9 protein-coding genes and 1 pseudogene are annotated in these 12,924 nt (G+C 70.1%); 4 read left to right on the top strand and 6 right to left on the bottom strand.

Translation table 11 applies throughout. The features are described from left to right. Positions 1-234: 234 nt before the first annotated feature. The 3 genes from OG440_RS01940 to OG440_RS01930 all read left to right on the top strand — a co-directional run bounded on the left by OG440_RS01940 (position 235) and on the right by OG440_RS01930 (position 5,179). Positions 235-1,509 (top strand): ricin-type beta-trefoil lectin domain protein, encoded by a 1,275-nt coding sequence (locus tag OG440_RS01940; RefSeq protein WP_406005064.1) that lies wholly within the window; start codon positions 235-237, stop codon positions 1,507-1,509. Next, complete coding sequence (locus tag OG440_RS01935) at positions 1,491-2,894, top strand: ricin-type beta-trefoil lectin domain protein (protein ID WP_406005063.1); 1,404 nt, start codon at positions 1,491-1,493, stop codon at positions 2,892-2,894. Before OG440_RS01940 ends, OG440_RS01935 begins: the two co-directional genes overlap by 19 nt. A gap of 77 nt (positions 2,895-2,971) precedes the next feature. Beyond that, positions 2,972-5,179, top strand: coding sequence for an RICIN domain-containing protein (locus OG440_RS01930; RefSeq protein ID WP_406005062.1), 2,208 nt, complete (start codon positions 2,972-2,974; stop codon positions 5,177-5,179). Positions 5,180-5,198: 19 nt separating this feature from the next. On the opposite strand, the gene OG440_RS01925 is transcribed toward OG440_RS01930, so the two are convergent. From OG440_RS01925 to OG440_RS01915, 3 genes are all read right to left on the bottom strand, one after another. After that, positions 5,199-6,095: a class I SAM-dependent methyltransferase gene (locus OG440_RS01925; protein WP_406005061.1), complete on the bottom strand. Its 897-nt coding sequence runs from the start codon at positions 6,093-6,095 to the stop codon at positions 5,199-5,201. Positions 6,096-6,192: 97 nt separating this feature from the next. Continuing rightward, positions 6,193-6,786 carry a helix-turn-helix domain-containing protein gene (locus OG440_RS01920; protein WP_406005060.1) on the bottom strand — a complete coding sequence of 198 codons (594 nt, stop codon included), beginning with the start codon at positions 6,784-6,786 and terminating at the stop codon, positions 6,193-6,195. Positions 6,787-6,914: 128 nt separating this feature from the next. Then, on the bottom strand, positions 6,915-7,760 hold the full coding sequence (locus tag OG440_RS01915; RefSeq protein WP_406005059.1) for an oxidoreductase: 846 nt from the start codon (positions 7,758-7,760) through the stop codon (positions 6,915-6,917). A gap of 105 nt (positions 7,761-7,865) precedes the next feature. On the opposite strand from OG440_RS01915, the gene OG440_RS01910 reads away from it, so the two are divergent. Then, positions 7,866-8,780: a LysR family transcriptional regulator gene (locus OG440_RS01910; protein ID WP_406005058.1), complete on the top strand. Its 915-nt coding sequence runs from the start codon at positions 7,866-7,868 to the stop codon at positions 8,778-8,780. 84 nt (positions 8,781-8,864) lie between these two features. Here OG440_RS01910 and OG440_RS01905 read toward each other — a convergent pair whose 3' ends face one another. The 3 genes and pseudogenes from OG440_RS01905 to mmsA all read right to left on the bottom strand — a co-directional run. Next, entirely contained in the window at positions 8,865-9,974 is a 1,110-nt protein-coding gene (locus OG440_RS01905) for a substrate-binding domain-containing protein (RefSeq protein WP_406005057.1), read from the bottom strand. A gap of 87 nt (positions 9,975-10,061) precedes the next feature. Continuing rightward, positions 10,062-11,360, bottom strand: a complete 1,299-nt coding sequence (gene mmsB, locus OG440_RS01900; RefSeq protein ID WP_406005056.1) for a multiple monosaccharide ABC transporter permease — start codon at positions 11,358-11,360, stop codon at positions 10,062-10,064. Further along, positions 11,357-12,838, bottom strand: a pseudogene (gene mmsA, locus OG440_RS01895) (multiple monosaccharide ABC transporter ATP-binding protein); the annotation flags it as partial. The gene mmsB and the pseudogene mmsA, both read right to left, overlap by 4 nt. Between the last annotated feature and the right edge of the window lie 86 nt (positions 12,839-12,924).

The following is a 12,924-nucleotide window of genomic DNA, read 5'->3' as shown; positions in this document are numbered from 1 at the left end:
GTCCTGCGACCGGTCCTCCGGCCCAGTCCTCGCCTGCCCTCCCGAATCTGGTCCAGACCAAACTCTTGACAGGGTTATTACTCACTTCTTAAATCACGTAGTGAACTAAGCCCCCGCCAGGGCCGGTTCGCACCCCCCACCCAATCGGCGCGGTCAGCGGCGAGTCGCACGGCCGCGCCCACGGATGTCATGACCATGTCGTGATCGTCCGTCATGTGCCATGAAGGGAGAGCCATGGCCTCTCGTCGCCTGTCCCGGCGCCTTCTGTTGTCGCTGGCCTCGCTCCTCGCGTTCGCGTCGCTGTCCACCGGACCGGCGCTGGGCGTGTCTCCATCCGAGGCGGAACCCGCCGCCCGCGCCGTCGCGGCGCCGGTCGCCGTCACGTTCTCCGAGGAGTTCGACGGGGCCGCCGGTTCCGCCGTGAACGGCTCCCGCTGGCAGATCGAGACCGGCGACAACGTCAACAACCATGAGCGGCAGTACTACACCGCGGGCAACAGCAACGCCGCTCTGGACGGCCAGGGTCATCTGGTGATCACCGCCCGCCGGGAGAACCCGGGCAACTACCAGTGCTGGTACGGCCGTTGCGAGTACACCTCGGCCCGGCTGAACACGTCCGGCCGGTTCACCACGACGTACGGCCGCGTCGAAGCCCGGATGAAGGTCCCGCGCGGGCAGGGCATGTGGCCCGCGTTCTGGATGCTGGGCAACGACATCGGCCAGGTCGGCTGGCCCGCCTCGGGCGAGATCGACGTCATGGAGAACGTGGGCTTCGAGCCGGCCACCGTCCACGGCACCCTGCACGGCCCCGGCTACTCGGGCTCCGGAGGCATCGGCGCCGGATACACGCTGCCCGGCGGACAGGCGTTCGCCGACGCCTATCGCACCTTCGCCGTCGACTGGAGCCCGAACGCGATCACCTGGTCCGTCGACGGAACCGTCTACCAGCGGCGCACGCCCGCCGACCTCGGCGGCCGGCAGTGGGTCTTCGACAAGCCGTTCTTCGTCATCCTCAATCTCGCGGTCGGCGGCTACTGGCCCGGAGACCCCGACACGAGCACGGTCTTCCCCCAGCAGCTCCTGGTCGACTACGTCCGCGTGAGCACCGACACCGCCCAGCCGGGCGGCGGCGGTCCCATCACCGGCATCGCCGGCAAGTGCGTGGACGTGGCCGGGGCCAACCCCGCCAACGGCACGGCCGTGCAGCTGTACGACTGCAACGGCACCGCCGCCCAGCAGTGGTCCGTGGGCGCCGACGGCACGATCCGCGCGCTGGGCAAGTGCCTGGACGTCGCCTCGGGCGGCACTTCGGACGGCACCCCCGTCCAGCTCTGGGACTGCAACGGCTCCGCGGCCCAGCAGTGGGCCGTTCCCGCCGCCCGGGACATCGTCAACCCGCAGGCGAACAAGTGCCTGGACGCCACGGGCGGCAGCTCGGCCAACGGCACCCGGCTGCAGATCTGGACGTGTACCGGTGCCGCGCAGCAGAAATGGACGGTGACCCGATGACCAGGCGATTCCCGCACGGCCGCGCGATGCGCGGCGCGCTGGGCGCGGCGGCCGTAGCCGCCCTGCTCACCGGCCTGAACGGCACACCGGCGAGCGGTGCCGCCGCGGCCACCGGGCAGATCACCGGCGTAGCCGGCAAGTGCGTCGACGTGGCGGGCGCCGCCACGGCCGACGGCACGGCCGTACAGCTGTGGGGCTGCAACGGCAGCGCGGCCCAGCAGTGGACGGTGAGCGGCGACGGCACGATCCGCGCGCTCGGCAAGTGTCTGGACGTGACCTCGGGCGGCACCGCGGACGGAACGCGGACCCAGCTGTGGGGCTGCAACGGCAGCGCGGCCCAGCAGTGGACCGTCACCGCCGCCGGCGACATCGTCAACCCGCAGGCGAACAAGTGCCTGGACGCGACAGGCAACAGCTCCGCCGACGGCACCCGGCTTCAGATCTGGACCTGCACCGGATCCGCCAACCAGAAGTGGACGGCGCCGGGCGGCGGGGGAGAGCCGGCGCCGGGGCCGGGAGCGATGGCCGTCGCGCCGTACCTCTACAACGGCTGGGGCAGCCCGCCGAGCCCCACCACCGTGATGAACGCGACCGGCGTCAAGTGGTTCACGCTCGCCTTCGTCCTCAGCAACGGCTACTGCAACCCGCAGTGGGACGGCAGCCGCCCGCTGACGGGGGGAGTCGACCAGCAGACCGTCACCACCGTCCGGGGAGCCGGCGGTGACGTGATCCCGTCCTTCGGCGGCTGGAGCGGCAACAAGCTGGAGAGCTCCTGCGGCAGCGCGGGCGAACTGGCCGCCGCGTACCAGAAGGTCATCAACGCCTACGACCTCAAGGCGATCGACATCGACATCGAGGCGGCGGCCTACGACAGCGCTACCGTGCAGCAGCGCACGGTCGACGCGTTGAAGACCGTCAGGGCCAACAATCCGGGCATCAAGGTGTACATGACCTTCGGCACCGGGCAGAGCGGTCCCGACACCGGCCTGATCGGCAGGGCCGCCGCCTCCGGGCTCACCGTGGACAGCTGGACGATCATGCCGTTCGACTTCGGCGGCGCGGGCCAGAACATGGGTCAGCTCACCGTCCGGGCCGCCGAGGGACTCAAGACCGCGGTGAAGAACGCGTACGGCTACTCGGACGACCAGGCCTACCGGCACACCGGCATCTCCTCGATGAACGGCGTCACCGACGACGGCGAGACGGTGACCGTCGCCGACTTCCGCACCATCCTGGCGTACGCGCAGCAGCGTCATCTGGCCCGGCTGACCTTCTGGTCGGTCAACCGTGACCGACCCTGCACCGGCGGCGGCGCCGACACCTGCTCGGGCGTCTCCCAGCAGCCCTGGGACTTCACCCGCGTCTTCGCGCAGTACGCGGGCTGAGCCGTCCGCGCATCCGGCCACCCGTTCCTGCCTTCCCCGGTCCCCACTCACGCCGCTCCGGCGGCACAGGAGAAGACGTGCTCCGCACTCCCCGACCATCCCTCGCCGGCCCCTGGATCGCGGTCTGCGTGGCCGCGGCCACGGCCGTCTCGGTCCTCACCGGCGTCCAGCCCGCCCGGGCCGCGAACCAGGCGGCCACCGCCCTCCCCACCGGCTGGTCCACGGCCGTGAACTCCGGCAGCGGCAAATGCCTCGACGCCCGGTCCGCCGCGACGGCGAACGGCACCGCCGTGCAGCAGTACGCCTGCAACAACAGCACCGCCCAGCAGTGGAGGTTCACCCCGACCGCCGACGGGTTCGTGCGGATCGACAACCGCAACGACGCCCAGCAGGTCGTGGACGTGAGCGACGTGTCCACGGCCGACAACGCGGCCGTGCACCTGTGGACGTACGGCGGCGGCGCCAACCAGCAGTGGCAGCCCGTCGACGAGGGCGGCGGCGCCTACCACTTCGTCAACCGCAACAGCGGCAAGTGCCTCGACGTCCCGTCCGCCTCGACCGCCGACAGCGTCCAGCTGGTCCAGTACACCTGCAACGGCACGGCCGCCCAGCGCTTCCAGGTCGCGCCGGTGAGCACGGCTCCCGGGGACGTCGACCTCGGCCCCAACGTCGTGGTCTTCGACCCGTCGATGCCGTCGTCCACGATCCAGAGCCGGCTGAACTCGGTCTTCCGGCAGCAGGAGACGAACCAGTTCGGCTCCCAGCGCTACGCGGTCATGTTCAAGCCCGGCACCTACAGCAACGACGTCAACGTCGGCTTCTACACCCAGGTCCTGGGCCTCGGTCAGTCGCCCGACTCCGTCACGATCAACGGGGCCGTGCATGTGGAGGCCGACTGGTTCCCGCCGCAGAACGCCACCCAGAACTTCTGGCGCGGCGCCGAGAACCTGTCGGTCAACCCGACCGGCGGCACCGACCGGTGGGCGGTCTCCCAGGCCTCCGGATACCGCCGCATGCATGTCCGCGGGAACCTGGAGCTGAGCGACGGCGGCTGGTCGAGCGGCGGGTTCATGGCCGACAGCAAGATCGACGGCCAGGTGCGGTCCGGCACCCAGCAGCAGTGGCTGACCCGTAACTCCCAACTCGGCAGCTGGACCGGCTCCAACTGGAACATGGTCTTCGTCGGCAGCCAGGGCGTGCCCGGCAACAGCTTCCCCAACCCGCCCTACACCACGGTCAACCAGACCCCCACCGTGCGGGAGAAGCCCTTCCTGTACGTGGACGGCACCGGCGCCTACAAGGTGTTCGTGCCCTCCGTGCGGACCGGCTCCTCGGCCACCACCTGGGCGAGCGGGACCGCCGCGGGCAGCTCGCTCGGCATCGACCAGTTCTTCGTCGTGAAGCCGGGCGCCACCGCCGCACAGATCAACACCGCTCTCGCCGACGGCAAGAACCTGCTGGTCACCCCGGGTGTGTACCACCTGGACCAGACCCTGCGGGTGACCCGGCCGGACACCGTCGTGCTCGGTCTCGGCCTCGCCACCTTCGTCCCGGACAACGGCGTCACCGCCATGACCGTCGCCGACGTCGACGGGGTGAAGGTGGCCGGGGTCCTCTTCGACGCCGGAACCACCAACTCGCAGACGCTCATGGAGATCGGTCCTACCGGCGCCGCCGCGGACCACACGGCGAACCCCACCTCCCTCCACGACGTCTACTTCCGGGTCGGCGGAGCCGGCGTGGGCAAGGCGACCACCAGCCTCGTCGTCAACAGCGACGACGTCATCGGCGACCACATGTGGATCTGGCGCGCCGACCACGGCAGCGGCGTGGGCTGGACCACCAACACGGCCGATACCGGCCTCGTCGTCAACGGCGACGACGTCACCATGTACGGCCTGTTCGTCGAGCACTACCAGAAGCACCAGACCCTCTGGAACGGCAACGGCGGCCGGACGTACTTCTACCAGAACGAGATGCCCTACGACCCGCCCGACCAGGCCGCCTGGATGAACGGCTCGACGCAGGGTTACGCCGCCTACAAGGTCGCGAATTCGGTCACCAGCCACCAGGCCTACGGACTCGGCAGCTACTGCTACTTCAACGTGAACCCGAGCGTCACCGCCGAGCACGCCTTCGAGGTGCCGGCCAACCCGAACGTGCGCTTCCAGAACATGGTGACGGTCTCGCTCGGCGGCACGGGAACCATCCGGCACGTCATCAACGACCGTGGTGGGCCCTCCAGTTCGGCCACCAATGTGGCCAACCTGGTGAACTACCCGTGAGGTGGCCCGCCATGGGCCGTCAGTCGCGGCGTGCGGCCCACACCGTGCGTTCGGTGCGCACGCCCAGATCGGTACGGCGCAGGACGCTGTGCGGGCCGTCGGTGTCGAGCAGCCGGTCGAGAGCGGTCAGGTCCTCGGCCGTCAGCGCCGAGGCGACGCCGCCGCGGATGCGTCGCAGACTGCTCAGGGCGTAGCGGCCCACCGCGTCGGAGGGGGACGGGCCGATGTCGACGGTGACGGTGCGTTCGCCTTCGACGCGGAAGCCGGCCTTCGTCAGTTCGGTTCCCCAGTCGGCGCCGCGGTGGGGAAGCCGCTCGGCATGGTGGTGGTCGAGTGCGGCATGGCAGCGGTCCTCCAGACCGGGAGCGTCCTGCGGGGCGCTCCCGGGCAGGAACCGGGGGAAGCCGGCCAGTTCGACGACGGCGAACAGCCCGCCCGGTGCGAGCAGGTCGTGGACCTGGCGCAGGGCGTGGTCGGGGTCGGCCATGTGGTGCAGGGAGGCCGACGCCCAGACCAGTTCCGGCGTGCCGAGTCCGGGCCACGCCGTGGCGTCGAGGTCGGCCCGCACCGTGCGCACGCGGTCGGCCGCTCCGGCGGCGGCGGCCTTCTCCCGCAGGCGGTGCAGATGGGTTTCCGAGACGTCGACAGCCGTCACCTCGGCCTCCGGGAAGCGGGCGAGCAGCGCGAGGGTGCCGGCGCCGGTCCCGCAGCCCAGGTCCACGATGCGGGTGGGGCCGGTGCGTACGGGCAGCCAGGCGGTGATCGACGCGATGTGCTCGGCGAGCACCTCCGCGTCGAGGTCGAGGATCTCCGACAGGTCGTCGTGTCCGTGCTCGTGCGTGTGCTCGTGCTCGTGTTCCTGCTCGTGGAGTCGGTGCGCGGTGTGCTGTGTCGTGTGCGGGGAGGGCTGGTTCATGCGCCCAAGCTATGCGGGCCGACGGCGGGTGGCGGTGCCGGTTGCGGACCGCGCAAGACGATGGTTCGCGGGATTGCGTGACACGCAAAAAAGGCCGTCACGGTGACGTGCGGTCAGGCTTTCCGGCGTCCTCGCCGCGCTGGTGGCCGCGGCGGGCGTCGCGGTCGAAGATGCCCAGCAGTTCGCACGGTCCGCCCTCGGCACCGATGGCGTGCGGCAGCATCGTGGGGAACTCCGCCGCCTGGTTGGTCTCGATCCGCAAGCGCCGGTCGCCCAGCAGCAGGACCGCGGTGCCGGAGAGGACGACGAGCCATTCGCGACCCGGGTGGGCACGCATCCGCGTGGGATTGCCGGGTGGCGGGTCCGTCACGCGCTGGCGTACGACGGTCACACCGGGCTCCGCCTTGAGGGGCCAGCGCATCGATCCGCGGGCCGCGTCGACCACCGGGTTGGAGACGACGTCGTCCGTCGCGGTCTCGACCAGCTGGTCGAGGGAGGTCTCCAGTGCGCGGGCCAGGGTGACGAGCTGGTCCAGGGCCAGGCGGCGCCTGCCGTTCTCGATCCGGCTGAGGGTGGACTGGCTGACGTTGGCGCGGGTGGCCAGCTCCTCCAGGGACCAGCCCTGGGCCAGCCGCAGCGCGCGGATGCGTTGGCGAACCAGACTCTCGAGTTCACCGGGTTCTTGCGTCATGGGCAACATCGTATGCGTATCACGCAAGACGGGCCGGTTCGGATCCACGCCCGCACGACGGTCGGCGGCCCTTCGGCGCGGGGCGGTGCGCAGGTGTCGTCGCGCTGTGATCCCGCCCGGTCACGCTGTCACTCCGTGTCGAAGTCGGTCCCCCGGGAGACCTTCTCCCACGCGGTGAGTTCTGCCCGCACGGAGTCCAGGTGCCCGGTCAGGAAGTCGACCGCGTCGCCGCCGAGGGCCAGGCGGAGCGGGGGGTTCTCGGCGTCCAGAGCCAGCAGGATCGCCGCCGCGGCCTTCGCCGGGTCGCCGGGCTGGCCGCCGTCGCCGCCCCGCACCAGCTTCCGCGTCGCGCCGACCTTCTCAGCGTAGGCCGGGTTCTCCTCGGAGAAGTACGCCGCGCCCTTGCCGAACAGGTTGGTGCGGAACGCGCCGGGCTCCACGATCAGCACCTTGACGCCGAACGGGGTCACCTCGTCGGCCAGGCCCTCCGAGAGCTGTTCCAGCGCCGCCTTGGTCGCGCTGTATGCCGAGAACCCGGCGAAGGACAGCTGCCCGCCGAAGCTGCTGATGTTCACGACCGATCCGCTGCCCCGCTCCCTCATCCGCGGCAACAGCGCCCGGGTGAGCCGGGCCGGGCCGAACACGTGCAGTTCGAACAGGTCGCGCAGCTCCTGGTCGGTGGTCTCCTCGAACGCCCCGACCTGGGTACGCCCGGCGTTGTTCACCACGACGTCCACCCTGCCGTAACGGGACAGGATGTCGGCGGCCACCGCGTCGATCCGCTCGCCGTCGGTGACGTCCAGACTGATCGCCTCCACGCGGTCCGGGTACGCGGCGACCAGGTCGTCGAGCGCCTCGATCCGGCGGGCCGTGCCGATCACCGTGTCTCCTGCGGCGACCGCGGCCTCCGCGACGGCCCGCCCGAAACCGCTGCTCGCGCCGGTGATCAGCCAGACCCTGGCGTTCTCGCTCATCTTCGTCTCCCTCGTCGACCGCCGGTCGGGCTCCCCGCCCGACGGCTCCCATCCTTCGCCGGGTGTCCGGGCGGCGTCCAAGAACCGTTGTGATAGCCATGGGTTATGGACATCCACGGACGCGAGCTGCGCTATTTCGTCACGGTCGCCGAGGAGCTGCACTTCACCCGCGCCGCCGAGCGGCTGTTCGTCTCCCAGCCCGCGCTCAGCAAGCAGATCCGGATGCTGGAGAGGCAACTCGGCGTGGTCCTCTTCGAGCGGGACCGGCGAACGGTGCGGTTGACCGAGGTCGGGGAGACCCTGTTGCCACACGCCCGCGAGGTGCTGGCCGCCTGGCAGGGCGCGGAGGCCGCGGTGCGCGAGGCGAAGAACGCCGAGGGGCGCACGCTGGTGATCGGCATGTCCACCAGCCCGGGCCGCGGACTGCTGCCCGCCCTGCGCACCCGCCTGCTCTCCCGGCATCCGGACGCGCAGCCTGTCCTGCGCCAGGTCAACTGGGCCGATCCCAGCGCCGGGTTGGCGGACGGATCGAGTGATGTGGCCTTCGTCTGGCTGCCGCTGCCGGACGAGGACCGTTACCGGTGTGCGGTGGTGGCCCGCGAACCCCGCCTGGTCGCGCTGCCGGAGGGACACCCCCTCGCGGCGCGGGCCGCCTGCGACCCCGAGGGCCAGGTGGACTTCGCCGACCTGCGGGAGGAGCCCTTCCTCGCCCTTCCCGCGGAGGCCGGCCCGCTGCGGGACTACTGGCTCGCCCTGGACGCCCGCGACGGCCGTCCGCCGCGGGTCGGCGGGGTGGTGGCCAGCGCCGAGGAGACCCATGAAGCGGTGTCCGGCGGACAGGGGATCGCCTTGCTGGCCGCCGGCAACGCCCCGCTGGTCGTCCGGGACAAGGTGATCGCCGTACCGGTCCGGGGGATCTCGCCGTCCCGGCTGGCGGTGGCCGCCGCCCACGACGACAGACGGCCCCTGGTCCTCGCCTACCTGGCCGCCGCGCGTGAGGTGGGAGCCGTCACCGGCTGAGACGGCGGTCGCAGACGTGACCGCCGTCGCCCGCCCCGGAGAGCCTTTCGGGGCGGGCGACGGCGGTGGTCGGTGCTACCGCCGCTACTTGGTGAGCGGCGCCAGCTTGGGGTCGTTCGCGTACGCCTCGGCCGCGTTCTCCTTGGTCACGATGACCGGCGGCAGGAGGTAGGACGGGACGACCTTGACACCGTTGTCGTACGACTTGGTGTCGTTGATGGTGGGCTTGTCGCCCTTCTGGAGCGCCTCGACCATGTTGACGGTCTCCGCGACGAGCTTGCGGGTGTCCTTGTTGATGGTCGAGTACTGCTCACCCGCCATGATCGACTTGACCGACTCGACCTCGGAGTCCTGACCGGTGACGACCGGGACCGCCTTGCCGGCGCCCTTGACCGAGGTGAGGATCGCGCGGGCGAGGGTGTCGTTGGGCGACAGGACGCCGTCGAGTGTCTTCTTGCCGCCGTAGGCCGAGGTCAGCAGGGAGTCCATGCGCTGCTGGGCGTTCTCGGCCTTCCAGCCCTGGGTCGCGGTCTGCTTGATGTCGGTCTGCCCCGAGCCGACAACGATGTCGCCCTTGTCGATCAGGGGCTTCAGCACCTGCATCGCACCGTCGAAGAACACCTTGGAGTTGTTGTCGTCCGGCGAGCCGGAGAACAGCTCGATCGTGTAGGGACCCTTCGCCTTCTTCGCCTTCATGCCGTCGATCAGGGCCTGGCCCTGGAGCTGGCCGACCTTGAAGTTGTCGAAGGCGATGTAGTAGTCGACGTCGGGGGTGTTGGTGATCAGCCGGTCGTAGGCGATGACGGTGACGCCCTCGTCCTTGGCCTGCTTCACCTGGGTGGCGAGCTGCGAGGCGTCGGTTGCGCCGATGACGATGACCTTCGCGCCCTTGGTGACCATGGAGGAGATCTGCGCCTGCTGGTCGGCGACGGTGGTCGAGGCGCCCGCGTACTGGACGTCGGCCTTGAAGCCGGAGTCCTTCAGGCCGCTGGTGTACAGGTCGCCGGCGAGCACCCAGTTCTCCGAGGTCTTGGCGGGCAGGGCGACGCCGATCAGGGAGTCCTTCGCGAAGCCCTTGGCGTCGGCGCTGTCGCTGCCGGTGGAGCCCTCGCGTTCGTTGGAGCAGGCCGTGCCCAGGGTGAGCAGGGCGGCGGCGCCGACGGCGGCGATGCTTCTGATGACGAGATTGCGCATGGTGGAGTTGGCCCTTCGTGCGTGCGGTGCTGGTTGCCGGAGTGTGGTGTGCCGTCGAGCGCGGCGCGGGAGGTGCGGGTGTCGCGGTCAGCCCGCGACCTTCGCCTTGTCGGCGTCGGATTCCGGGGCCGCCGGTGGAGCCGGTGCCGCCGGGTCGTCCCGCCGGAACGGACGCGTCAGCGCGCCGATGACCGAGAAGCGTCCCTGGCTCTTGTTGTAGACGTCGAAGGCGACGGCGAGCAGCAGGACCAGGCCCTTGATGATCTGGACCATGTCCGATCCGACGCCCTCCAGTTGGAGGCCGTTGTTGAGCAGGGCCATGACGAGACCGCCGACGATCGAGCCGCTGACGGTGCCCAGGCCGCCGGAGACCGCCGCGCCGCCGATGAACACGGCCGCGATGGCGTCCAGTTCCCAGCTCAGGCCGTCCTGCGGACCGGAGGCCGAGGACCGCGCCACGAAGATCATGCCGGCCAGCGCGGCCAGCACCGACATGTTCATCATGACGAGGAAGTTGACGCGCTTGAGCTTCACCCCGGACAGCTCGGCCGCTCGCGCGTTGCCGCCGACGGCGTAGATGTGCCGGCCGCCGATGGTGTTGCGGGTGTAGTGCGAGTACGCGAGGACCAGGACGATCAGGATGATCCCGGAGATCGGCAGGCTGGTGCCGATCCGGCCGCCGGCGAAGCGGAGCGACGCGAAGACGATGACGCCGAACATCACGGCCAGCCGGATGCCCGTGACCCACAGGGGTGCCAGGTCGGCGTTCATCTCGCGGCGGGTCTGCCGCGCCTTCCACTCGCGCCACAGCACACCCGCGCAGGCGGCCACGCCGAGCAGCAGCGTCAGGTTGTTGTACCCGGTGTCCGGCCCGACCTCGGGCAGGAAGCCCGCGCCGATCTTGCGGAAGCCCTCGGGCACCGGAACCGTGTCGGCGTTGCCGATGTACTGGTTGCCGCCGCGGAACAGCAGCATCCCGGCGAGGGTCACGATGAAGGCCGGCACCCCGATGTAGGCGACCCAGAAGCCCTGCCAGGCACCGATCGCGGCGCCGACGAGCAGGCCGAGCGCGATGCCGAGGGGCCACGGCAGGTCGTACTCCTGCATCGCCTTGGCGACGACGATGCCGGTGAACGCGGCGACGGAGCCGACCGACAGGTCGATGTGCCCGGCGACGATCACCATCAGCATCCCGATGGCCAGGATCAGGATGTAGGAGTACTGGCTGACGACCGCGATGAGGTTGCCGGACGTGAGCGTCAGGCCGTCGGTCCAGATCTGGAACAGCAGGACGATCGCCACCAGGGTGGAGATCATGCCGAACTGGCGGGCGTTGGAGGTGGTGCCTCCGAAGAGGTTCTTCTGAAGGTCGGTTATTCGGCTCATGGAGTGGGGCTCTTCTTGGTAGCGGTCATCTGCTTCATCAGGAGTTCCGGGTCTGCGTCGGCACGCGCCACATCGCCCGTGATGGTGCCCTCGAACACCGTGTAGATGCGGTCGCACAGGCCGATCAGCTCGGGCAGCTCGGAGGAGATGACGACGACCCCCTTGCCCTGGGCCACGAGCCGCTGGATGATCCCGTAGATCTCGAACTTGGCGCCCACGTCGATGCCGCGGGTCGGCTCGTCGAGGATCAGCAGGTCCGGGTCGGTGAACATCCACTTCGCCAGGACGACCTTCTGCTGGTTGCCGCCCGAGAGCTTGACGACACCCTCGTCGACGCTCGGCGTCTTGATCCGCAGGCTCCGGCGGTACTCCTCGGCGATGCGGTGCTCGCGCACCGGGTCGATCACGCGGCGCCGGGCGATCTTCGACAGCTTGGCGGCCACCATCGAGGTCTTGATGTCGTCCAGCAGGTTCAGACCGATCGACTTGCGGTCCTCGCTGACGTACGCCAGTCCGTGCCCGATGGCGTCCGACACCGTCTTCAGCCGGACCTCCTCGCCGTCCTTGAAGACCCGCCCCGACAGCCAGGTGCCGTAGGAGCGGCCGAAGAGACTCATCGCGAGTTCGGTGCGGCCCGCGCCCATGAGCCCCGCGAAGCCGACGATCTCCCCGCGGCGGACATGGAACGACGAGCCCTTGCACACCATCCGCTCGTCCGAACTGGGGTGCCGCACCGTCCAGTCGCGGACCTCGAAGAAGACCTCGCCGATGTCGGGCGTGCGGTCGGGGAAGCGGCTGTCGAGTTCACGGCCGACCATCCCCCGCACGATGCGGTCCTCGTTGACGCCGTCGGCCCGCACGTCGAGGCTCTCGATCGTGCGGCCGTCGCGCAGGATCGTGATGGTGTCGGCGACCGCCTCGATCTCGTTCAGCTTGTGCGAGATGATGATCGAGGTGATGCCCCGCTCGCGGAAGCCGCGCAGCAGGTCGAGCAGGTGCTGCGAGTCGTCCTCGTTGAGGGCCGCCGTCGGCTCGTCGAGGATCAGCAGCTTCACGTCCTTCGCGAACGCCTTGGCGATCTCGACGAGTTGCTGCTTGCCGACACCGATGTCCTTGATCAGGGTGTCGGGGTCCTCCCGCAGCCCGACGCGCTCCATCAGCTCCAGGGCGCGGCGCTGGGCCGTCTTCCAGTCGATGGCTCCGCGGCGGCGCGGTTCGTTCCCGAGGAAGAGGTTCTCGGTGATCGACATACCGGGCACCAGGGCCAGCTCCTGGTGGATGATCGCGATGCCGGCCTGCTCGCTGGCCCGGATGTCGTGGAACCGGACCTGCTCGCCGCGGTACACGATGTCGCCGGTGTAGCTGCCGTACGGGTGCACCCCGCTGAGCACCTTCATGAGGGTGGACTTGCCGGCGCCGTTCTCGCCGCAGATCGCGTGGATCTCACCTTCCCGCACGACGAGGCTGACGTCGGCGAGCGCGGTGACGCCGGGGAAGGTCTTGGTGATCGACCGCATCTCCAGCAGGGTCGGGGCGATGGGCGTCATGAGCGGTGCTCCCCACC

Origin of the sequence: Streptomyces sp. NBC_00637 (genome assembly GCF_045161545.1) — a bacterium.
Taxonomy (GTDB): Bacteria; Actinomycetota; Actinomycetes; order Streptomycetales; family Streptomycetaceae; genus Streptomyces.
The sequence above is the reverse complement of the archived record's forward strand: the minus strand, read 5'-3'. Positions and strand labels throughout refer to the sequence as shown.

Bases quoted from the DNA above. Each gene is read 5' to 3' on its own strand.
- OG440_RS01925 (WP_406005061.1), bottom strand. From the start codon at position 6,095: ATGAACCAGCCCTCCCCGCACACGACACAGCACACCGCGCACCGACTC.
- OG440_RS01920 (WP_406005060.1), bottom strand. From the start codon at position 6,786: ATGACGCAAGAACCCGGTGAACTCGAGAGTCTGGTTCGCCAACGCATC.
- OG440_RS01915 (WP_406005059.1), bottom strand. From the start codon at position 7,760: ATGAGCGAGAACGCCAGGGTCTGGCTGATCACCGGCGCGAGCAGCGGT.
- OG440_RS01910 (WP_406005058.1), top strand. From the start codon at position 7,866: ATGGACATCCACGGACGCGAGCTGCGCTATTTCGTCACGGTCGCCGAG.
- OG440_RS01935 (WP_406005063.1), top strand. From the start codon at position 1,491: ATGGACGGTGACCCGATGACCAGGCGATTCCCGCACGGCCGCGCGATG.
- OG440_RS01940 (WP_406005064.1), top strand. From the start codon at position 235: ATGGCCTCTCGTCGCCTGTCCCGGCGCCTTCTGTTGTCGCTGGCCTCG.
- OG440_RS01905 (WP_406005057.1), bottom strand. From the start codon at position 9,974: ATGCGCAATCTCGTCATCAGAAGCATCGCCGCCGTCGGCGCCGCCGCC.
- mmsB (WP_406005056.1), bottom strand. From the start codon at position 11,360: ATGAGCCGAATAACCGACCTTCAGAAGAACCTCTTCGGAGGCACCACC.